Source organism: Mycolicibacterium chlorophenolicum (genome assembly GCF_001044235.1).
Lineage (GTDB): Bacteria > Actinomycetota > Actinomycetes > Mycobacteriales > Mycobacteriaceae > Mycobacterium > Mycobacterium chlorophenolicum.
In genome coordinates this window covers 550,408-569,454 of record NZ_JYNL01000069.1, presented here as the reverse complement: position 1 = coordinate 569,454, position 19,047 = coordinate 550,408, and the positions used below count along the sequence as shown (strand labels likewise).

Here is a 19,047-nt window from a genome sequence, read left to right as displayed (position 1 = left end):
CGCGCGGCAGACAGGCTCGGAAGGCGTCGCCCAGCGACTCTCCTGCCCAGCCCGGCGATTCCCCCGTCACCTGGACCCTTTTCGCCCTCGCGCGCCGGGAATCGGCGGCAGAATCCGCCGATCAGTCACCGGTGATCCACTCGCCGTCCGCTCGGACCTCCACCTGGCAGGCCGGTGCCACCACGACGCTGATGCAGCCCACCGTCACATGGCCACCGGCCGATTTCATCGGCGAACCCTCGAAGGTGTCCACCACTCTGTCCGCGGCTTTCCAGCTGGTGGGAAACATCGGCAAGGCCCTGCATGTCGATCTCACGCTGCCGGTGACCCGGCTGCTGAGCAGAGCCCGCCCGCCGCACTGGACGACGGTGGGCCTCACCGTGCATCGCAGCAGATTCGAGGGAATGCCGGTGTGGACGTTGGAGGCGCCCAACCCTTCGGGCAAGGAGGTCGTCGGCGTCCACGGGGGTGGTGTCCTCCAGCCGCTGGTGTTCAACTGGCTGGACTACGCGTCGCTGGCGCGCGATACCGGCGCCACGGTGATCGTCCCGATCTACCCGTTGGTGCGACACGGCGGCACCGCGTCGACCATCGTGCCCACGATCGCCGACCTGGTCGGCGCCCAGATCGACCACATCGGGGCCGACCACGTCAGTGTCTACGGCGACTCAGCCGGCGGGGAGATATTGTTCTCCGCCGTCCAGGAATTGGTGCGCCGCGGTAGTCCTGTGCCGTTCCGCATGGTGCTCAGTTCCCCGGTGGTCGACGCCACCTTCACCGACCCCGCGATCCCCTTGGTCAACGACCCGGTGTTCACAGGTCCCGTCCTGTCGGACCTGAACAAGATCGCCCGGCGATACGCCGACGGACTCGACCTCGGTGATCCGCTGGTGAGCCCGCTGAACGGATCGCTGGCCGGACTGCCACCGACCACGGTCTACGCCGGAAGCAGGGACATCACCGCGCCCGGCATCATCGCTCTCAAGGACAAGGCGGCGGCAACGTCGGGTGCTGACTTCACCTTCGTCCTGCGCATGGGTGAGCCCCACGACTGGGCAATCTTCACGATCTTCCCCGAGACCAAGGCGGGTCGCCCCTACATGTACCAGCAGCTGGGCATCGCTCCCTAGCCGCGACAATGGCCCGCCGTCGGGATGCAACCGGCGAATACGGTTGCACCCCAACGGCGGAGCCGTCGGACTATTCGGCGTCGACCGTGGTCGGCGAGATGGACGCCTGGGAGCCGGCGTGGGTGATCTCCACCTTGCGGGGCTTCGCGCGCTCCGCCACGGGGATGGTCACCGTCAAGACGCCGTTCTCGTAGGTCGCCGAGATCGCGCCGGTGTCGATGCCGTCGCCGAGCGAGAGCTGCCGGCGGTAGCCGCCGAAGAAGCGCTCGTTGGCGAGCCACTGGGCCGATTCGTCGGACCGCGCGGTGCGGTGGGCCGAGATCGTCAGCGTGCCGTTGTCGACGTTGACGTCGACCGAACCGGGGTCGACGCCGGGCAGATCGGCGGTGAGCACATAGTGGTCGTCGATCTTGCAGAGGTCCATCGGCATGAAACGCGGAACGCGGTTTGATCCGGTCTGGCTGCTCAGCAAGCCCCGGGTCAGAGCGTCAAGGTCACTGAACGGATCAAAGCGAAGCACAGTAATCCACCTCCTACGTCACTCAGGGCCCGCCACCCTGGCGGGCGACTAAATCACTGTGCACCAGCGAGATTAGCACTCGTCATCGGAGAGTGCCAAGAACTTTCGGCCGGATTTTCTCCGGTTTCGACAGTGCCGGCGAGGGATGAGGGTCCAAAGGCCCTCCCCCCGCGCAGCGAACTGCGTTAGATAGGAGTGGTGCAGCGAGACGTCGTCGCGGAACCCGCGACCGGGGCCCGGCTCGAGGGGTCCGACGAGACGTCTCAGTTGCGCCGCTTCATCGACAGCCTGCCCGCGCTGGTCGGCTACTGGGACCGCGAGCGGCGCAATGTCATCGCCAACGCCGCTTACCTCGAGTACTTCGGCATGACCCCCGGTCAGATCCGTGGGCGGCACATCAGGGAGGTGCTGGGCGAGGCTGTGTACGCCCTGAACCTGCCCCACATCGACGGAGTGCTGGCCGGCCGGGAGCAACTCTTCGAGCGCACCCTGATCGATCAGAACGGCATGACCCGGCACACGCAGGCGTCCTACGTTCCCGACATCGTCGACGACGAGGTTCGGGGCTTCGTCGTCCAGGTCACCGACGTGACGGCCCGGGTGGAGGCGGAGCGGACGCGCGACGAGGCCGTGCGACTGTTCGAGATCAGCATGGCTCACGCGCCGGTCGGCACCGTGGTGGTCGACACGGCCGGCATTGTGCTGCAGGCCAATCCGGCCTTCTGCGCGCTGATGCGCTGCACCGAGCAGGATCTCGTCGGCGGCGATTTCCGCCGGTTCGTGCATCCCGACAACCTCGAGTCGGGGGAGGCGGAGTTCACCGCGCTGGTGAACGGGACGACGCCGCATCTGTCGTCGGAACGGCGGTACCTCAGGGCCGACGGCACAGCGGTGTGGCTGCAGCGGGACCTCGTGCTGGTGCCGGCGGCGCGCAACGGACAGGACGTGGCCGTTGCCCAGTTCCAGGACGTCACCGCGCGCAGGGCCGCCGAGGTCGAACTGGCCCGGCTCGCGGTGACCGATCAGCTGACCGGACTGCCGAACCGGCGTGCGCTGGTGGAGCGCCTCGAGCAGCACCACGCGGGGTCCCCGGACGAGCCCATCGGCGTGCTCTTCATCGACCTGGACGGCTTCAAACACGTCAACGACGTGCACGGTCACGCCGTCGGCGACGCCGTCCTGTCCGCCGCGGCACAGCGGCTCGCCGAGCTGGTCGAGCCGCCCAACAGCGCCTACCGCCTCGGCGGCGACGAGTTCGTGGTCGTGACCCCCGCGGCATCGGGGTCGGACGGGCAACCCACGCTTCTGAGGCGCATCACCACGGAATTGTCGGAGCCGTACCGAACCGCCACCACGCCGGTGCGGCTCGCCGCGTCCGTGGGCTACGCACAGGGCATCGTCGACGACGTCGAATCGCTCCTGCGGGCCGCCGACGCCGAGATGTACCGGCACAAGAGCCGCCGCCGGCGCTGACCGGTCACTCGCGCCCGCCGAGATCGACCTCGGCCGTCGCGACGACGCCGGCGGTCCGGCCGGGCGCGGCCTGATGGGCCCAGTAGAGGTTGGTGTGATCGATGACAGCCGGAACCGGGGGCGCGCCCCATGCGGTCTTGTCGCCGGCGGTGTGCGCGTCGGCCACGAGGTCGACGTCGTAGCCGCGCGTGAACGCGCCGTGTAGCGTACTGCGAACGCAGGCATCGGTTTCCGCGCCGGTCACCACGAGGCGACCGACCTGCCGGTCGGCCAGCGTCTGCTCCAGCGGGGTGTCCTCGAACGCGTCACCGTAGCTCTTGTCGATGATCGGCTCGCCGTCGGCGGGAGACAGCTCGGACACGATGTGCCAGCCGTCGCTGCCGTAGGGGAGCACGTCGTCGTGGTGGCGGACCCAGACCACCGGGGTGTCCGCGCGCCGCGCGCGCTCGACGAGATCGGCGATGTTGGCCACCACGGCGTCTCGCCGGTAGGCGCCGTCGACGACGACGTTCTGCACGTCGACGACCAGCAGGGCGGTGGCGGAACGGTTTTCGAGCGTGGTCATGCCGTCATTATCCGGGATCCGCGCAGCCGAACACAGCACTGATCGCACACCAGGGCGGGGTGGAACCGCCGCCCGCACCCGCGATGGGTCAGCAGCACCGCGGGTCCCTCGGGGTCGGGATACCAGCGTTGCGCCCACTCCAGCGCACACACCAGCACCGGGAAGAACGCGCGGCCCTTCTCGGTCAGCCGGTACCGGCCGCCGGTGCTGTGCAGGATCCCTTCGGCGGTGAACGTCGCGAGTCGGTGGGCGATGGTTCCGGGTGGGGCGCCCAGCTCGGTCTGCAGATCGGTGAACCGGTCGATTCCGACGAACGCGGCCACCAGCAGCGCGAAGCCCCACCGGTCGCCGATCACGCTCATCGTCTGCGGGAACAGCGCGCCCGCGCCGAGACGGCGCTCACCCGACCGGCGCCGGTGAGTCGTCGACGGCGTGGACCGGGCCCAGGAACCACTCGGACCCCATTGCGCCACAACGTCTTTCTCGGTCGACTGCGTGTCGCAGGCACGACAGGTCAGCGTCGGAGAGAAGTCGGCGCCGCACGAGGCGTGCCGCATCGCGGGCAACGGCGTCACGTGCTCGGTGACCCAGGTGCGCTCCCACTCCCAGATGGAGGTCAGCATCGGCCACAGCGACCGGCTCCTGGGCGTCACCGGGTACTCGGCACGAGACGGCCTGGTCTGGTACTCGCGGCGGGTCAGCAGATCCTCGTCGACCAGGGAACGCAGCCGCGCCGACAGCACGGAATGCGACACCGGGAGCGCGTCGGTGAAATCCCCGTACCGCGTGGCGCCGAGCAGCGCTTGCTGGACGATCAGCAGCGTCCACTCGTCACCGAGTGTTCCGAGCATCCGGGCGACGGCGTTCGGACCGCCCGTCACAGGCCGATCGCGGCGGCCGCGGAGTCGGCCTCGCGCCACCGGGGAAGGTCCGCCCCCGGTGCCCACGTCGAGTGAGTGCCGCTCGAAATTCGCTCCGGCAGTGCGAGGGTGCACACGGGGCCATCGCCGACGCGGGCCGCGTCGAACACCAGGCAGTAGGAGGCGTCGGCGTTCATGTCGGTGGTGAGCGTGACGAGGTAGCCGTCGTCCTCCGCGCGATCGCCGGCACCGCCGCCGGTCCGGGGCGCCATCGCGGTCTCGCTGCCGTACACGCCGTCGCCGAACGCGAAGCGCTCCTCGCGGCCGGTGTGCAGATCGTGTTTGAGCAGCCCGTCGAACAGGAACCAGGCCGGCTTGCCCGTCGCAGCGTAGGTGTAGCGATAGTTGCGCCCGGCGTGGTCGGGGTTGATCATGCCGAATTCGCTGATGCTGTCGGACAACTGCTCTTCGCGGACCTCACCGGTGACGAGGTTGAACCGCCAGCGGTGCAGCCGCGCCTGCATCCGGTCCAGCGCCAGGAACCGGAAGGCACGCTGCCACTTGTTCCCCATGCCGTTGTCGGCCGGCTCGGGATCGCCCTGGAAGAAGCCGTCGACCACGATCTCGTCGCCGTCCTCGTAGGCGTTGGGGAAGTGCAGCACGTAGGTCGGGTCGGCCTCGAACCACCTGATCTGCGAGACGTCGCCCCTGCGCGGGATGACCGCGAAACGCGACGGGGTGTCGCGGTGGAACCGCGGCAGATGCACGTTGTGCTCGAGCAGCGCGGGCTCCCAGAACAGCGGAAAGTCGTTGAGAATCACGTAGTTCTCGGTGAACGCCATGTCGTGGGGCAGTCGCGGGCCGGGCAGCTCGACGTCCACGGTGTGCACCACCTGCCCGGCATCGCTCACCACGCCGTAGCGCAGATACGGCGCCTGCTTGCTGTAGGAGAAGTAGAGCAGTTCCCCGGTGCGGGCGTCGACCTTCGGGTGCGCCGACACTCCCCAGTCCGACGGGAAGCCGCCGTTCCAGTCCTCCTTGCCCAGCGCGTCTCCGGTGCACGGGTCCATGCGGTAGAGATCGCCGCACTGGTAGTGACTGGTCAGCGCGACGCCGCGGTGCACGATCACATCGGTCGACGAGGCGTCTTTCATCAAAGTCCTTGCACCCCAGCCGTAGTCGCGGAGGGACAATTCGACCGGTTCGGCGATGCCGGGCCACAGCGGCCCGCCCGCCGCGTTCTCCTCGCGCAAGCCGTCGGTCTGGACGAATCTGTTGCGGTAGAACGCCTTTCCATCGCGGAAGCCGACGATGTGCAGCATGCCGTCACCATCGAACGGGTGGTAGTTCTTCAGCGCCGGGTGCAGCGGGTTCTCGGTGTTGCGCAGGTACACGCCGTCGAGATCGTCGGGGATGCTGCCCGCGACGACGGTCAGATCGTCGGCGTCCCACTCCGTGGTCTGCGGCCGCCAGGGTCCGGTCCGGTAGGGGTGGTCGTCGTCAGCCGGCAGTGTCGACAGGTAGGTGGCGACGATCTCCGGATGGGTGCGCAGGTTCATGCGTGACTCCCGACGACGAAGGTGACGGTGGTGGCGGTGCTGCCACCGAAGTTGAGCGTGCCGAACGTCTGTGCCCCGTCGACCTGATAGGCGCCGGCGGTTCCGCTGACCTGACGGGCGGCATCGAGCAGCATCCGCACCCCGGACGCGCCGACCGGATGGCCGCCCCCGATCAGGCCGCCGCTGGGATTGATCGGGCAGCGGCCGTCGGGATCGATGTCGCCGCTCTCGATGGCCTTCCACGATTCGCCCGGCGGCGTCAGCCCGATGTGGTCGATGGCGAGGTACTCGCTGGGGGTGAAGCAGTCGTGCACCTCGAACCCGTCGATGTCGTCGAGGCGCACCTGCGCGCGATCGAACGCGTCCTGCACGGCCGAGCGCACATGCGGCAGCACATAGGGCTGACCGGCGGAGCGGTCGAGTTTCTGCTGCAGGCCCAGGCCGACGGTGCGGTGCCCCCAGCCGTCGATGCGACCCAGTGGTCGCGCGGTCGGATGGTCGCGCAGCCAGTCGTCGGTGACCAGGACCAGGCCTGCGCCGCCGTCGGTGAGCTGGCTGCAGTCGAACCGGCGCAGTCTGCCCTCGATGGTGGGGTTGCTGACATCGTCGTCGGTCAGCGGTTCGGGCACGGCCCAGGTGCGGGTCTGCGCATTCGGGTTGGCGCGCGCGTTGGCGAGATTGCGGGCCGCGATGGCCCGCAGATGGGTCTCATCGAGGCCGTAGCGCCGGTCGTATTCGGCCGCGACCGTCTCGAACATGTGCGGCCACATGTACTTCGCGTCCGCACCTTCGTGGCCCGTCCACGCCGCGGTGCCCAGGATGGAGGTCGCTGCGTCACCGGGCACCGTCTTCTCCAGCTCCACCCCGATCACCAGGGCGGTGCGGTAGGCGCCCGAGCGCAGGTCGGCCATCGCGGCCAGCGTCGCGACGCTGCCCGACGCGCACGCCGCCTCGTGCCGGGTCGCAGGCACGTCCCACAGGCCGTCGTGGACGGTGGCCGGCATCGCGCCGAGGTGGCCCTGCCGGGCGAACAGCTCACCGAAGGCGTTGGCGACGTGCACGACGCCGATGTCGGCCGCGTCCAGCCGGGATGCGGCCAGCGTCGCGTCGACGACCTCCGCCGTCAGACCCGAGAAGTCCAGCCCCTCGCGGTCGAAGTTGCGCGCGAAGTCGCTCTGGTACCCGCCGAGGATCCACACACCGGGTGCGCTCATCTTCGGCACGCTACTACAACTAACGGAGTGACTGGTGCAAGTGCGGTCTCGTCGGCTGCAGGTCTGAACCGACGAGACCTAACAGGGGCCTTGGTCGACCGAGGCACCTGTCTGCGGGCCTGCATTGCCCGCAAGTCAGCAGGGCAAACCCCGCCCGGTGTACGGTTCCGTCGATGTGGGAATTACCAGGGTCATGACGGGGTCGACCAATCATGAGCTCGCGCAGCGGATGGCTGAGCTGGCTCGGGCGGTGGCAGCGCCCCGCAGTGTCGACGATGTCTTGAACGACGTCACCCGCGAGGTGATGGAACTCATCCCGAGCGCCGACGCGGCCGGGATCCTTTTCGTGGGCAAGGCAGGCCGGTTCGAGTCGGTTGCCGGCACCTCCGAACTGCCGCATGAGCTCGACCGGCTGCAGATGACGTTCAAGGAAGGGCCCTGCCTCGAGGCCGCCCTCGACGAGTTCATCGTGCGGTCCGACGACTTCGCCGCCGAGAATCGCTGGCCGCGGTATTCCGCCGCGGCCGCCGAGTTGGGGGTGCGCAGCGGCCTGTCGTTCAAGCTGTACACGACCGACCAGACCGCCGGCGCCCTCAACCTGTTCGCACAGGAACCGAACTCCTTCGGCGCCCCGGACGAGAACATCGGGGCGATCCTGGCCGCCCATGCCGCGGCGGCGATCATGGCGAGCCGGCAGAACGAGCAGCTGCAGTCGGCGCTGTCGACCCGCGACCGCATCGGGCAGGCCAAGGGCATCATCATGGAGCGCTACAACGTCGACGACGTGGCGGCATTCGACATGCTGCGCCGGCTGTCGCAGGACAGCAACACCAAGCTGACCGACATCGCGCAGCGGGTGATCGACACCCGCGGCACCTAAGTCATCGTCGAGACGGCGGTGCCGACGGCTCGGCACAGTGCGTCCACCAGGGGTCTGTGGTCGTCTCGTCGCCACGCGAAGACGAGTCGGCTGGGCGCCAGTCCGTTGACGGGCCGCACGACGATCCCGTCGCGTTCGATGAGCGGGACGTTGCCGGCCGAGACGAGGCAGACGCCGAGGCCGGCGCTCAGCGCCTCGACCGTCTCGTCGGTGCTCGAGACCTCGGCGCCGATGGTCACGCGTCGTCCAGCTCGAGACTCCACGGCCAACCAGTAGTCGCGCAACGCCCCGCTGCTCTCAGGGAGCGCGATGAAGGGCTCGTCGACGAGGTCGGCGAAGCGAATGTCGGTGGACCCCGCCAGCCGGTGATCGGCCGGGAGGGCGACCATGCGCGGTTCGGTGGCCACGATCAACCACCGGTACCGGCCGGGGTCGGGGAGCGGCAGCCAGACGAAGGCGGCGTCGGTGCGCTCGGCGCCCGGCGCGGTCAGTCCCCCGGTGGGGTCGTCCCACGGGACCTGGCGCATCCGGAGGGTGGCCTCAGGAGCGTCCTCGGCCAACCGGGCGCGCACGACCGGCAGCAGCCCGCGCCCGATGCCGGTCGAGAAGCCGACGACGAGCGTGGCGTTCTGGGTCGCGGTGGCGGCCGCGAGGTCGGCTTGCGCTGCATCCCAGCGCTGCAGGAGTTCCGTCGCGTGGGGTAGGAGCGACTCGCCGGCACGGGTCAGCTCCACGGACCGTCTGTCGCGGACGAAGAGCTTTGTACGAAGCTGACTTTCGAGTGTCCGGATCTGTTTGGACAGAGCCGGCTGACTGATGAACAACGCCTCGGCGGCGCGGGTGAAGTTCCGATGCTCGGCGACCGTGACGAAATATCGCAGATCACGGACATGGATGTCCATAACTCTTGGTTATCACAGCGGGTCTTGGACGACGACCCGCTGAAGCGCCGATCGTAGAAGTCACTGAGCCATCGATCATCGAGCAAGGGAGAACTCGCCATGGACGCAGGGTCTTCGAACCGGGTGTGGTTGATCACTGGGGCGACGAGCGGTTTCGGCCGAGCCCTGGCCGAAGCGGCTGTGCGTGCCGGCGACGTGGTGATTGCGGCCGGGCGCCGCGTCGAACGACTCGACGACCTGGTGAGCGCTCACCCCGATCAGGTGGAGGCGGTGCACCTCGACGTCACCGACAGTGCTTCCGGCGTCGCACTCATCGACGATGTCGTCGCCCGCTACGGGCGGATCGACGTGCTGGTGAACAACGCCGGCCGGACCCAGGTCGGCGCGCTTGAGGAAACGACCGACGAGGAATTGCGGTACCTCTTCGAACTCCACTTCTTCGGCCCCGCCGCGCTGACCCGCGCCGTGCTGCCCCACATGCGCCGTCGGGGAGGTGGCGCGGTCGTACAGATGTCGAGCGTCGGCGGCCAGGTCACCGCGCCGGGCTTCGGGGCCTACAGCGCAACTAAATTCGCGTTGGAGGGGCTCACTCAGACGTTGGCCCAGGAAGTGGATTTCGGTGTGCGCTTCCTCATCGTGGAACCGGGAGCTTTCCGTACCAGCCTGTTCGATCCAGGCGCGGCCTACCAATCACACGCGATGTCCGAATACGAGGCGACGGTCGGCCCGACCCGCCGGTACCTGTCGAGCGCCGGAACGCAACCCGGTGATCCCGCCAAGGCGGCCCAAGCGATCCTCACCGCGCTCGACGCCCCCACGCCGCCGCTGCGGCTGCCGCTCGGCGGCGACGCTGTCGACGGAATCCTCGAGCGTATCGATCTCCTTCGCGCTGAGGTTCTGGAGTGGGAAGCGCTCTCGAGAGACACCGCCCTCGACGAATGACGATTGTCCGCACAGCGTGCCCCGAGCAGCGAAGGCACGCTCAACTCCCTCATTGAGGGAGTGTCAAGAATCAGCCGAAGCAACTGTCAGCGATCACCCGAACGAGAAATGTCAGGCATCAGCCGACGCAATACACACCACACAGTGCCCCCGGCAGGATTCGAACCTGCGACACCGGCTTTAGGAGAGCCGTGCTCTATCCCCTGAGCTACGGGGGCGACGGTGGGAGCTTACCGGGCAATGGTGCCCCTCCTCACCCGGCTTTCTTGCGGCAAAAATGACAAAACATCGGTGAGGCGCCGGTAGCGTGCCGACGGTGGAGCTGACACTGCAACGCATCGGCGCCTGGTCGGGCAGCATCATGATCCTCCTCTACGGCGCCAGCTTCTCCGGCGTCGCGCAGCTCTTCCCGCCGCTGTCGCCCGCGGCGTCGGCCGACGAGATCGCCGCCTTCTTCGTCGACCACGAGCTCTGGATCCGCTTCGGCGTGTCCGGCGCACTGCTCAGCGCCGCTCTGGCACTGCCGTTCCTGGCGACGATCGTGCTGCGCATCCGGCGTGCCGAAGGCGGCTGGGGGATGCTGTCGATGACGCAGCTGATGGCCGCGACGGTGTTCGTGCCGGCGCTGATCTTCCCGCAGTTCTTCCTCGGCGTCGCCGCCTACCGTCCCGCCGAACGGTCGGCCGAACTCACCCAGGCCCTCAACGACGTGTTCTGGCTGTGGTTCATCGGGATCGTCGGCACGATCATCGTCCAGAACATCACCCTCGCGATCGCCGCGTTCACCGACACCGCCGAGCCGCCGACGTTCCCGCGGTGGTACGGCTACCTCAACCTCTGGGTGGCGACGCTGTCGCTGCCCGGCTGCGTCGTGGTCGTCTTCAACGACGGCCCGCTCGCGTGGAACGGGGTGTTCGCCTTCTACATCCCCGGACTGGTGCTCGTCGTGTGGCTCTTCGCCACCACGGCGGTGATGCTGAGGTCCATCACCGCCGAGCAGGCCGTCTCGGCGTGACCACGACCGCGCGGCGGGTGCCCGGCGAGAGCGGCACCTGGGTCTTCCTGTTCGGCGACATGGCCGTCTTCGGCGCCTTCTTCGTCACCTTCCTCGTCGAACGCGCCAGTGCGCCAGCGGTTTTCGACGCCGCGCGGACCACGCTGCACATCGGCGTGGGTGTGGTCAACACGCTCGTGCTGCTCACCAGTTCGCTGCTGGTGGTGCTCGCCTTGGGCGCGATGCGCGCCGGGCAGCGTGCCGTGGCGACCCGCGCCGTCGCCGCGGCCATCGTCTGCGGCATCGGGTTCATCGCGCTGAAGGTCTCGGAGTACGTCTCCCTCGCCGCGGCGGGACACGGCCCCGGCGCCAACCACTTCTACCTCTACTACTTCATCCTGACCGGTCTGCATCTCTTTCACGTCTGCCTCGGGCTCGGTGCGCTGACCTTCGTCCTGACGCAGACCCGCCGGGCCGAGCTGAGCACCACCCGGACCGCACTGGTCGAAGGCGCCGCCTGCTTCTGGCATCTGGTGGACCTGCTGTGGATCTTCCTGTTCGCCCTGCTGTATCTGGTGAGCTGACATGACCGTCCTCGGGCTGCTGAAGAACCGCGCCGGCCTCAGCTGGCTCATCCTGGTCGCCGCGACGCTGGTGTCCTGGGCGGTCGGCGCCGAACACGGCACCGGCTCGGCGGTGGGCGTCGTGGTGCTCGGCATCGCCGCGTTCAAGGTGCGTCTGGTCGGGCTCGACTTCATGGAGCTCAGGCACGCCCCGCTCGCGCTGCGCGCCGCGTTCGAGGGCTACTGCGTGGGGATGTGGGCCCTGCTCTCCGCGCTCTGCCTGTGGCTGTAGCGCGGGCTATCCGAGCGCCGCGATGACGTCCCCGAACGCCTCGGCGTGCCGGTCCTGGACGATCACGTAGTCGATGCCGTAGTGCTCCCGGTAGCCGCGGATCCGCTCGGCCATGTCCGCGGTCGATCCGGACAGCACGCCGGGGTGGCGCAGCAACTCCTCGTCGGACAGGCCCGGCAGGAAGTGGCGCGGGATCGTGAGGTCGGGCATGCCCGACCCGTCGAGCGGCACCGCCGTGATCGCGATGTTCAGCTCGAGGTCGTCGAAGCGGTCGCCGGCGGCGTCGCGCACGAACGCGATCCGGTCGGCCAGCGGGTCCTCCCCGGGGCTGGGTGCCCGGTCCCCGCCGGTGAGGCCGACGATGTCGGCCGCCTGAGCCGCGAGGCGCAGCACCCGGTCCCCGTTGCCGGCGATCATGATCGGCACGTCGGGCAGGTGTTCGGCCATGTACTCGCACGTCTGCCGCAGATGGTCGACGCGGGCGCCCGCGGTCGGGAACGGGATGCCGGCCGCCTCGAACTCCTCCTTCACGTATCCGGTGCCCAGGCCGAGGTCGAACCGTCCCCCCGACAGGTCGCGCAGCGCGGCGACGTCACGCGCCAGCAGCGCCGGCCGGTAGAACGCGGCGTTGAGCACGAAGGTGCCCACCCGCAGCGTCGAGGTCGCCATCGCGATCGCCGTCATCACCGGGAACGGGGCCGGTCCGCCGAGGTGATCGGGTACATGGAGTACGTCGTAGCCGAGATCCTCGGCCCGCCGGGCGGATTCAGTGATCTTGACCCGTGAGGTGCCCCGCATGATGCCGATACCGAATCGAAACTTCCTGGCCACGATCCGATCGTAGGGACAGGTTTGAAGCAGATACCGCGCGGGCACAAACGCTGCAGTCTTTTTCCGCGAAGATCCGGCCCGTCGTCGAACAATCCGACGGGCCGGATCAAAATTCAAGGCCGCACGCCGTGATGGCAGACATCCCCACGCTCGGCGTCGAGGAGGAGTTCCTCCTCGTCGATCCGGGATCCGGCGCGCCCGTGGCCCGCAACCGGGAGGTCGCCGACCACGCTGCCGAACAGGGGGTGGACCTGCAGCTGGAGCTGACCAGCTGCCAGGTGGAGACGGCGACGAAAGTGGTGCACACCACCGAGGGGCTGCGTGAGCAGCTGATTCACCTTCGGCGCACGGCCGCCGACGCCGCGCAGCGCGCCGGCGCGCGTCTGCTCGCGGTGGGGCTGCCCCCGACCTTGCCGCGGGAGTTCCCGCTCACCGACACGCTGCGCTACCGCGACATCGGCGAGCGCTTCGGCATGATCGCCCACGAGCAGGGCATCTGCGGATGCCACGTGCACGTCGCGGTGCCCGATCGGGAAGCCGCGGTCGCGGTGGCCAACCGGCTGCGGCCGTGGCTGCCGATGCTGCTGGCGCTCACCGCGAACTCGGCGATCTACCGCAACGCCGACACCGGCCATGCGAGCTGGCGCAGCGTGCTGTGGGCCCGGTGGCCCAGTGCCGGTCCGCCGCCGCACTTCGACTCCGCCGAGGAGTACGACGCCGCGGTGCGGATGCTGTGCCAGTCCGACGTCATCCGCGACGACGGCATGGTCTATTGGGACGTGCGGCCGTCGGAGGATTTCCCGACGGTCGAGGTGCGCGTCGCCGACGTGCCGGCGACGGTGGCCGAGACCGTGCTGTTCGCCGCGTTGGTGCGGGGGGCGGTGATGACGGCGCTCGCCGACGAGAAGCGGGGTGAACCGCTGCCGCCGCTGCCCCCGTGGGTGCTCAAGGCCGCCTACTGGAAGGCGGCCCGCGACGGGCTCGACGGTGCCGGTGTCGACCTGCAGGGCCAGATCGCCCGGCCGATGCGGGCGCTTCTCGAGCAGCTCATCGAGCGGCTCCGCCCCGCGCTCGAAGCGGCCGGCGACTACGCGTTCGTCAGCGACGGTCTCGCTGCCGTCGCCGAGCGCGGCAACGGTGCGATGCGGCAGCGACAGGCCTGGCGTCGACGCCACGACGTGGCCGACGTGGTCGCCGAGGCGGCCGCGGCGACGCTGGAGACCGGCTAGACCAGGGGCAGTTCGGCGAAGGCCGGGCCGGTCGGCTCCGTCGAACCGCCGGGCGGTTCGACGGTGAACGCCAGGCTGCGCGAGGACCCGAGGTCCGGCAGCACGGCCGTCGTCGACGGTGCCACCGCCTTGGCGTCCATGGTGCCCGCCGAGTGCGGGCCGTCCGCGGCGACCAGCCACATCTGGTAGACCGTCCCGGGCTTGGGCGGCGGCACGTTGTTCATGACCAGCACGCCGGAGTCCCGCTCGCGGGAGAACACCACGGTCGCGGTGCCCCCGCCGGGGATCTCACCGGACACCGTGCGCACGTCCGGGGCGGCGAACACCTGGTCGGCGGTCGATGTCGTGCTGTTCGGGCGCAGCGCGAGACCCACGCCGAGCGTGGCGAGGCCGACGGCCACCACGGCCGCGGCGGCCAACATGGATGTCGTCCACCGTCGGGGCTTCGGGGTGCGGGGGCGCAGGGCGCGCACCGGGTCGCCGGCGATCTGCGCGAGCACCTGGGCGCGCAACTCGGCGGGCGGCTCGACCGCGGTCGCCTCGGCGATCACCGCCATGGTCTCCCGCACGGCGCGGACTTCGGAGCTGAACGCCTCGGCGACGCCCGGCGGAGCGTCGCGGAGTCGGCGGTCGATGTCGTCGACCTCGGCGTCGCTGAGCGCATGCAGCGCGTAGGGCGTCGCAAGCGACAACAGATCTTCTGGGCTGGTCATGTCACCCCCAGGCATCGGCGAAGGCCGCGGATGGCGTCACGCATCCGCGACTTGATGGTGGCAAGGTTCGTCGCAAGACGCTCCGAAACCTGCACATAGGTCAGACCGTCGTAATACGCGAGCTGGATGCACTCGCGCTGGGTGTCGGTCAGGGAGCCCAGGCAGTTGGCGACCTGACGCCGTTCGTCGTCGAGGATCACCTCGTCGGCGACGTGATCGGCCGGCGGTTCGACATTGGCGGCGCCGTACCGGGATTCGCGGGTGCTCGCCGCCTGCTCGGACCGCACCCGGTCCACCGCGCGGCGGTGCGCCAACGTCATCAACCACGCCAGCGGCGAGCCGGCGGCCGGGTCGTAGGTGTGGGCGTTCCGCCACACCTGCAGGTAGACGTCCTGAGTCGTCTCTTCGCTGTACCCCGGATCCCGCAGCACGCGGGTGACCAGACCGAACACCCGGGAACGGGTCTGGTCATAGAACGCTGCGAAGGCGTCCACATCCTGGCGGGCCACCTGGCGCAGCAATGCGTCGAGTTCGGCGGTCACGAGCGGTAGCCTAGCGGCAACCGTCAGCGTGGCCTCGGAAGTGAGGTCGAGCGTACTGGTCATCCGGTGTCACCGGCTCTCATGAGTGATACACCTTCTCCCGCTCCTCGCTGGGATGGGGCACCACCGGGACGCGGCGCAACCGCAGCAGGGTGCCCTGCACCCGCATGCTCATCGCGTTGCTCAGCGGGGCCAACGGCGCGACCATCTGCATGGCGACGATCTGCGCGATTCCGGCCGACTTGCGGTGCCCGCGCAGCGTCGCGACGAACGCCGGATGGTGGTCACGGTGCAGGGAGATCCGCACGTCGAGGTTCTCGTCGGGCTGCGGCGCACTGACCAGGTAGTGGCCGTCGACGTCGTTGAACGGGGAGGCGTAGAGCTTCTTGGTCACCATCGCGGGCCGGTCGGCCGACGGCGGGAGCAGGTACGCATGGCGATCGCCGCAGGTGTTCTGCACCTCGGCGATGACGTAGCGCAGCACCCCGGCCGCGTCGTGGCACCAGTAGAGTGTCAGCGGATTGAACACGAACCCGAGTACGCGCGGTTGCATCAGCGCGGTGACGCGGCCGCCGCCCAGGTCGATGTCCTTGTCCGCGAGGAACGCGTCGACCCGGCCGCGCAAGGTGTCGTTCGGCGCCTCCCACAGGTGATCGGCGGGGTCGAAGGTCGCGAACGGCCTTAGCCAGCGCGGCAGCTGCGGCATCCGGTCGAGGTCGACGAACCAGCTGTAGCTGCGGTGCTCGAAGTAGTGGTGCACCGGCGCGCGACGCAGGTGGGTGATGCGGGTGCGGTAGAGCGCGGACGCCCCGCCTCGGCCGCGGGCGAGGGCCCCCGGCCGATCAGCTGCACACTGTTGATCCACATCCTGTATTCGGAGCGGTGGGGGACGTGGATTGTTCCGCGGCGCGCAGGGCGCGACGACTCAGCGAACGTGCCACGAGCGGGCCGCGGCGGCCAGCCCCTGCACCAGCGCCGACGTCGCAGGCGCGAGGCCGTCGTCACCGGGCAGTCCGCTGCGCGGGCTGATGCCCCGCACCCGCGACGACAGCTCGAGCTGGGCGCCGCCCCCACGCACCCGGTTGACCGGATTGTCCGGGTGCAGACCGCGCAGCTCACGGGGGATCGCGTCCAGCTCGGTGATGACCTGATAGCCCGGAACCGTGACGTGCGCGGCCAGGTGGCGGGCGAGTTCCCGGTGCCGCCCGCCGGCGAGCAGGTGGGTACTGCGACCCACCCGGCCGTAGCCGTGCAGCGACACCGCCACCTCGACGTGGGCCAGGAACTCGGCCAACCGCTCCGACTCGGCCGGGTCGTAGCGCGCCGACGCCAGATGGTGCGGATACCGGTCGGGGTGGGTGACGACGTAGAGCGACGCGCCCGCCGCGTCGGCGGCGCGGCGGGCGATGACGTCGGTCATCTGCTCCAGCCCGCCGCCGTGGATGGCCAGGAAGCCGAACCGCGACCGCAGCACGCAGTCCTCGGACACCCCGGGGGTCTGCAACAGCTCGGAAAGAGACTGCGGCGCCGCCGCATCCGGCTCACTGCGGCGCTGCGGCCAATGGGTGGGATCCCAGCGTTCCAGGAACTCGATCCACCGGGTCGGCAGGCGGTGGTGGCGGGCTCCCTCGAGGATCCGCTCGAGATAGCCGGGGCGCGGCGGGCCCGGCTCCACCCGGTGATCGATGTACACCCACGCCGTCTGCCTGCCGTGACGGGTGTGCACGGTCATCTCGTCGCGCCGGTACCGCACCGGCACCCCCTCGGCACTGTCGAGCTTGGCCAGGTCGTGGTCCGAGAGCCGCCAGACGACGCCATGCACGACCGCGCCGGGCGCCGGTTCCACGGTGGCCACCCCGCGCTCGTTGATCAGCCAGTCGTGGTCGGCCAACGTGGCCGGCTGCGGATCGGCGGCCCCGGGGCAGCGCTGCGCCATCTGACGGACGGACAGGTTGGATCCGTACGCGAAGTAGCTGTGCCGCCGAACCATTCAGCTGGTCAGGGTCAGGTAGATCAGCACCACGTTGAGCAGACTAATGAGGCCGGCGACGACCCAGCCCAGGACCGTGGTGGTTCGGGTGTTGACGTCGGTGCCCATCAGCGCGGGGTCACCGGTCAGCCGGATCAGGGGAATCAGCGCGAACGGGATGCCGAACGACAGCACGACCTGGGACAGCACCAGTGCTCGGCTGGGATCGACGCCGGCCGCGAGCACGGCCAGTGCCGGCAGCAGGGTGATCAGCCGCCGGGCGAGCAACGGCACCGAGCGGCGCAGAAGGCCCTGCATGATCATCGCGCCGGCGTACGCGCCGACCGACGAGGACGCGAGGCCGGACGCCAGCAGACCGATCGCGAACAGCAGGGCAACGGTCGGCCCGAGGGCGCTGCTCACCGCGTCGTGGGCGCCCTCGATGGAATCGGTGTTGTCCATCCCCTGCAGCGTGGTCGCCGCGACCAGCAGCATGGAGAGGTTCACGGCACCGGCGACGAGCATCGCGATTCCGACGTCCCATCGGGTGGCGCGCAGCAGCGCCGCCCGCATCGCGCCGGCCGGGGGATGACCGTGCCGGTCGCGGGTCAGCCCCGAGTGCAGATAGACCGCGTGCGGCATCACGGTGGCCCCGAGCATCGCGGCCGCCAGCAGGATGCTCTCCGGTCCGTCGAAGCGCGGTACGAGGCCTGCGGCAGCCTGTCCGAGGGGAGGCGGGGCCGCGATCAGGCTGGTGAAGAAGCCGATCGCGATGACCATCAGCAGGCCTGTGATGACCCGCTCGAAGACGTTCTGGCCGCGGCGGTCCCGGATCAGCAGCAGGATCAGCGACACCGCGCCGGTGATGACGCCGCCGATGAGCAGCGGCAGGTCGAACAGCAGGTACAGCGCGATGGCCCCGCCGACCACTTCGGCGAGATCGGTTGCCATGGCGACCAATTCGGCTTGCAGCCAGTAGGTCAGCCGGGTGCCCCTGCCCATCCGGGCTCCGACGGCCTCGGGCAGCGACCGGCCGGTGACGACACCGAGTTTGGCCGAGAGGTACTGCACGAGGCACGCCATCAGGTTGGCGACGACGATCACCCAGACGAGCAGGTAGCCGAACTGCGCGCCGGCGCTGACGTTGGCGGCGACGTTGCCGGGGTCGACATAGGCGATCGCGGCGACGAACGCGGGCCCGAGCAGCATCCAGAGCGGTCGTGCCCGGGCGTCGACGTCGGGAGCCACCTATCGTCCTTTTCCGTCCGAGTACTCGAAGAGAAAAGTTAGGTTAGCCGAAATCTCGCGGCCGCGGCAAGGCGCGGGCGCACCGGGTCGCGCCTCACGGCACGAAGCCGAAGCCTCCGAAGGGGTAGTAGCCGCCACCCTGCCAGCCGCCCCAGTTCCAGGGCGGCGGCGTCGCGGTGATCTGGGTGCTGCCGTTGGTCTCGCAGTACGTCAGCGTCTTCCCCACGTCACTGCACTTCGGCATCGCCCCTGCCACCGCTGAATTGCCGAGCGCCACAACGGCACCCGCCATCACGATCAGGGAACTGCGAAGGACTCGTCGCATCATGGTTCCGATCGGCTCCGAAAGCTGCGGCCGGTCAGAAGATGGCGGGGCCGTAACCCCAGGGGAAGCCGCCCTCCCACGGTTCGGCGTACACGCTGGGGGTGTCGTTGATCTGCGCGTTGCCCGGCGACTGGCAGTCGGTGTCCTCGCCGCCCTGGAAGCCGCCGCCGCCGCCGGTCTGCACACACGACGGCTGCGCGAGGGCAGCGGGTGCGGCGGCGATCGCGACGGAGGCACCGCCGGCAACAAGCAACGCAGCGAGGGTACTCAGGCGAGCCTTCATCTTCACAGTCCTT

22 protein-coding genes and 1 tRNA gene are annotated in these 19,047 nt (G+C 69.4%); 8 read left to right on the top strand and 15 right to left on the bottom strand.

Annotated features, from left to right (window positions below):
- The first annotated feature begins 131 nt into the window (after nt 1–131).
- Entirely contained in the window at nt 132–1,130 is a 999-nt protein-coding gene (locus MCHLDSM_RS38290) for an alpha/beta hydrolase fold domain-containing protein (RefSeq protein ID WP_053083149.1), read from the top strand.
- 70 nt (nt 1,131–1,200) lie between these two features.
- Here the strand turns inward: MCHLDSM_RS38290 and MCHLDSM_RS32655 are convergent, their stop codons facing one another.
- The gene (locus tag MCHLDSM_RS32655; protein WP_048419662.1) at nt 1,201–1,650 is read right to left on the bottom strand and encodes an Hsp20/alpha crystallin family protein; all 450 of its coding nucleotides are present in this window, start codon (nt 1,648–1,650) and stop codon (nt 1,201–1,203) included.
- A gap of 198 nt (nt 1,651–1,848) precedes the next feature.
- On the opposite strand from MCHLDSM_RS32655, the gene MCHLDSM_RS32650 reads away from it, so the two are divergent.
- Complete coding sequence (locus MCHLDSM_RS32650; RefSeq protein ID WP_131722716.1) at nt 1,849–3,123, top strand: sensor domain-containing diguanylate cyclase; 1,275 nt, start codon at nt 1,849–1,851, stop codon at nt 3,121–3,123.
- Between the two features lie 4 nt (nt 3,124–3,127).
- Here the strand turns inward: MCHLDSM_RS32650 and MCHLDSM_RS32645 are convergent, their stop codons facing one another.
- The 4 genes from MCHLDSM_RS32645 to MCHLDSM_RS32630 are packed head-to-tail and all read right to left on the bottom strand — an operon-like array spanning nt 3,128 to nt 7,321.
- The gene (locus MCHLDSM_RS32645; RefSeq protein ID WP_048473839.1) at nt 3,128–3,688 is read right to left on the bottom strand and encodes an isochorismatase family protein; all 561 of its coding nucleotides are present in this window, start codon (nt 3,686–3,688) and stop codon (nt 3,128–3,130) included.
- Entirely contained in the window at nt 3,685–4,539 is an 855-nt protein-coding gene (locus MCHLDSM_RS32640; protein WP_048474172.1) for a winged helix-turn-helix transcriptional regulator, read from the bottom strand. Before MCHLDSM_RS32640 ends, MCHLDSM_RS32645 begins: the two co-directional genes overlap by 4 nt.
- A 26-nt stretch (nt 4,540–4,565) precedes the next feature.
- Complete coding sequence (locus MCHLDSM_RS32635; protein WP_048473838.1) at nt 4,566–6,107, bottom strand: carotenoid oxygenase family protein; 1,542 nt, start codon at nt 6,105–6,107, stop codon at nt 4,566–4,568.
- Complete coding sequence (locus MCHLDSM_RS32630) at nt 6,104–7,321, bottom strand: acetyl-CoA acetyltransferase (RefSeq protein WP_048473837.1); 1,218 nt, start codon at nt 7,319–7,321, stop codon at nt 6,104–6,106. The genes MCHLDSM_RS32635 and MCHLDSM_RS32630 overlap by 4 nt, the downstream gene beginning before the upstream one ends.
- 193 nt (nt 7,322–7,514) lie before the next feature.
- Here MCHLDSM_RS32630 and MCHLDSM_RS32625 point away from each other — a divergent pair, with 193 nt between their 5' ends.
- On the top strand, nt 7,515–8,201 hold the full coding sequence (locus MCHLDSM_RS32625; protein ID WP_048473836.1) for a GAF and ANTAR domain-containing protein: 687 nt from the start codon (nt 7,515–7,517) through the stop codon (nt 8,199–8,201).
- Here the strand turns inward: MCHLDSM_RS32625 and MCHLDSM_RS32620 are convergent.
- Nucleotides 8,198–9,103 (bottom strand): LysR family transcriptional regulator, encoded by a 906-nt coding sequence (locus tag MCHLDSM_RS32620; RefSeq protein WP_048473835.1) that lies wholly within the window; start codon nt 9,101–9,103, stop codon nt 8,198–8,200. The two genes, MCHLDSM_RS32625 and MCHLDSM_RS32620, sit on opposite strands and share 4 nt — an antisense overlap.
- Nucleotides 9,104–9,202: 99 nt before the next feature.
- Here MCHLDSM_RS32620 and MCHLDSM_RS32615 point away from each other — a divergent pair, with 99 nt between their 5' ends.
- Nucleotides 9,203–10,045, top strand: coding sequence for an SDR family NAD(P)-dependent oxidoreductase (locus MCHLDSM_RS32615; protein WP_048473834.1), 843 nt, complete (start codon nt 9,203–9,205; stop codon nt 10,043–10,045).
- A gap of 145 nt (nt 10,046–10,190) precedes the next feature.
- Here the strand turns inward: MCHLDSM_RS32615 and MCHLDSM_RS32610 are convergent.
- Nucleotides 10,191–10,263: transfer RNA gene (locus MCHLDSM_RS32610), tRNA-Arg, on the bottom strand.
- 143 nt (nt 10,264–10,406) lie between these two features.
- Between MCHLDSM_RS32610 and MCHLDSM_RS32605 the strand changes: the two genes are divergently transcribed.
- Genes MCHLDSM_RS32605 through MCHLDSM_RS32595 form a run of 3 tightly spaced genes read left to right on the top strand, consistent with a single transcriptional unit; the run spans nt 10,407 to nt 11,894 of the window.
- The gene (locus MCHLDSM_RS32605; RefSeq protein WP_048474171.1) at nt 10,407–11,060 is read left to right on the top strand and encodes a hypothetical protein; all 654 of its coding nucleotides are present in this window, start codon (nt 10,407–10,409) and stop codon (nt 11,058–11,060) included.
- Nucleotides 11,057–11,623 carry a cytochrome c oxidase subunit 3 gene (locus MCHLDSM_RS32600; RefSeq protein WP_048473833.1) on the top strand — a complete coding sequence of 189 codons (567 nt, stop codon included), beginning with the start codon at nt 11,057–11,059 and terminating at the stop codon, nt 11,621–11,623. The genes MCHLDSM_RS32605 and MCHLDSM_RS32600 overlap by 4 nt, the downstream gene beginning before the upstream one ends.
- A gap of 1 nt (nt 11,624) precedes the next feature.
- Entirely contained in the window at nt 11,625–11,894 is a 270-nt protein-coding gene (locus tag MCHLDSM_RS32595) for a cytochrome C oxidase subunit IV family protein (protein WP_048473832.1), read from the top strand.
- Nucleotides 11,895–11,900: 6 nt separating this feature from the next.
- Here the strand turns inward: MCHLDSM_RS32595 and MCHLDSM_RS32590 are convergent, their stop codons facing one another.
- Nucleotides 11,901–12,725 (bottom strand): LLM class F420-dependent oxidoreductase, encoded by an 825-nt coding sequence (locus tag MCHLDSM_RS32590; RefSeq protein WP_048473831.1) that lies wholly within the window; start codon nt 12,723–12,725, stop codon nt 11,901–11,903.
- Nucleotides 12,726–12,856: 131 nt separating this feature from the next.
- On the opposite strand from MCHLDSM_RS32590, the gene MCHLDSM_RS32585 reads away from it, so the two are divergent.
- Nucleotides 12,857–13,954: a glutamate--cysteine ligase 2 gene (locus MCHLDSM_RS32585; RefSeq protein ID WP_048473830.1), complete on the top strand. Its 1,098-nt coding sequence runs from the start codon at nt 12,857–12,859 to the stop codon at nt 13,952–13,954.
- Here MCHLDSM_RS32585 and MCHLDSM_RS32580 read toward each other — a convergent pair.
- From MCHLDSM_RS32580 to MCHLDSM_RS32550, 7 genes are all read right to left on the bottom strand, one after another.
- Nucleotides 13,951–14,667: an anti-sigma factor gene (locus tag MCHLDSM_RS32580; protein ID WP_048473829.1), complete on the bottom strand. Its 717-nt coding sequence runs from the start codon at nt 14,665–14,667 to the stop codon at nt 13,951–13,953. The genes MCHLDSM_RS32585 and MCHLDSM_RS32580 overlap by 4 nt on opposite strands.
- Nucleotides 14,664–15,272, bottom strand: a complete 609-nt coding sequence (locus MCHLDSM_RS32575) for a sigma-70 family RNA polymerase sigma factor (protein WP_048473828.1) — start codon at nt 15,270–15,272, stop codon at nt 14,664–14,666. Before MCHLDSM_RS32575 ends, MCHLDSM_RS32580 begins: the two co-directional genes overlap by 4 nt.
- A gap of 16 nt (nt 15,273–15,288) precedes the next feature.
- Nucleotides 15,289–16,074, bottom strand: a complete 786-nt coding sequence (locus MCHLDSM_RS32570; protein WP_048473827.1) for a DUF1365 domain-containing protein — start codon at nt 16,072–16,074, stop codon at nt 15,289–15,291.
- A 60-nt stretch (nt 16,075–16,134) separates the two neighbouring features.
- Nucleotides 16,135–17,199 carry a poly-gamma-glutamate hydrolase family protein gene (locus MCHLDSM_RS32565; RefSeq protein WP_048473826.1) on the bottom strand — a complete coding sequence of 355 codons (1,065 nt, stop codon included), beginning with the start codon at nt 17,197–17,199 and terminating at the stop codon, nt 16,135–16,137.
- Nucleotides 17,200–18,426 (bottom strand): Nramp family divalent metal transporter, encoded by a 1,227-nt coding sequence (locus MCHLDSM_RS32560; protein ID WP_048473825.1) that lies wholly within the window; start codon nt 18,424–18,426, stop codon nt 17,200–17,202. It abuts the gene before it with no gap.
- 94 nt (nt 18,427–18,520) lie between these two features.
- Nucleotides 18,521–18,718: a hypothetical protein gene (locus tag MCHLDSM_RS32555; protein ID WP_234714264.1), complete on the bottom strand. Its 198-nt coding sequence runs from the start codon at nt 18,716–18,718 to the stop codon at nt 18,521–18,523.
- Between the two features lie 67 nt (nt 18,719–18,785).
- Nucleotides 18,786–19,034, bottom strand: a complete 249-nt coding sequence (locus MCHLDSM_RS32550; RefSeq protein WP_048474169.1) for a hypothetical protein — start codon at nt 19,032–19,034, stop codon at nt 18,786–18,788.
- Nucleotides 19,035–19,047 lie beyond the last annotated feature (13 nt).

Bases quoted from the DNA above. Each gene is read 5' to 3' on its own strand.
- MCHLDSM_RS32645 (WP_048473839.1), bottom strand. From the start codon at position 3,688: ATGACCACGCTCGAAAACCGTTCCGCCACCGCCCTGCTGGTCGTCGAC.
- MCHLDSM_RS32640 (WP_048474172.1), bottom strand. From the start codon at position 4,539: ATGCTCGGAACACTCGGTGACGAGTGGACGCTGCTGATCGTCCAGCAA.
- MCHLDSM_RS32635 (WP_048473838.1), bottom strand. From the start codon at position 6,107: ATGAACCTGCGCACCCATCCGGAGATCGTCGCCACCTACCTGTCGACA.
- MCHLDSM_RS32630 (WP_048473837.1), bottom strand. From the start codon at position 7,321: ATGAGCGCACCCGGTGTGTGGATCCTCGGCGGGTACCAGAGCGACTTC.
- MCHLDSM_RS32625 (WP_048473836.1), top strand. From the start codon at position 7,515: ATGACGGGGTCGACCAATCATGAGCTCGCGCAGCGGATGGCTGAGCTG.
- MCHLDSM_RS32620 (WP_048473835.1), bottom strand. From the start codon at position 9,103: ATGGACATCCATGTCCGTGATCTGCGATATTTCGTCACGGTCGCCGAG.
- MCHLDSM_RS32615 (WP_048473834.1), top strand. From the start codon at position 9,203: ATGGACGCAGGGTCTTCGAACCGGGTGTGGTTGATCACTGGGGCGACG.
- MCHLDSM_RS32605 (WP_048474171.1), top strand. From the start codon at position 10,407: ATGATCCTCCTCTACGGCGCCAGCTTCTCCGGCGTCGCGCAGCTCTTC.
- MCHLDSM_RS32595 (WP_048473832.1), top strand. From the start codon at position 11,625: ATGACCGTCCTCGGGCTGCTGAAGAACCGCGCCGGCCTCAGCTGGCTC.
- MCHLDSM_RS32585 (WP_048473830.1), top strand. From the start codon at position 12,857: ATGGCAGACATCCCCACGCTCGGCGTCGAGGAGGAGTTCCTCCTCGTC.
- MCHLDSM_RS32580 (WP_048473829.1), bottom strand. From the start codon at position 14,667: ATGACCAGCCCAGAAGATCTGTTGTCGCTTGCGACGCCCTACGCGCTG.
- MCHLDSM_RS32575 (WP_048473828.1), bottom strand. From the start codon at position 15,272: ATGACCAGTACGCTCGACCTCACTTCCGAGGCCACGCTGACGGTTGCC.
- MCHLDSM_RS32565 (WP_048473826.1), bottom strand. From the start codon at position 17,199: ATGGTTCGGCGGCACAGCTACTTCGCGTACGGATCCAACCTGTCCGTC.
- MCHLDSM_RS32555 (WP_234714264.1), bottom strand. From the start codon at position 18,718: ATGGCGGGTGCCGTTGTGGCGCTCGGCAATTCAGCGGTGGCAGGGGCG.
- MCHLDSM_RS32550 (WP_048474169.1), bottom strand. From the start codon at position 19,034: ATGAAGGCTCGCCTGAGTACCCTCGCTGCGTTGCTTGTTGCCGGCGGT.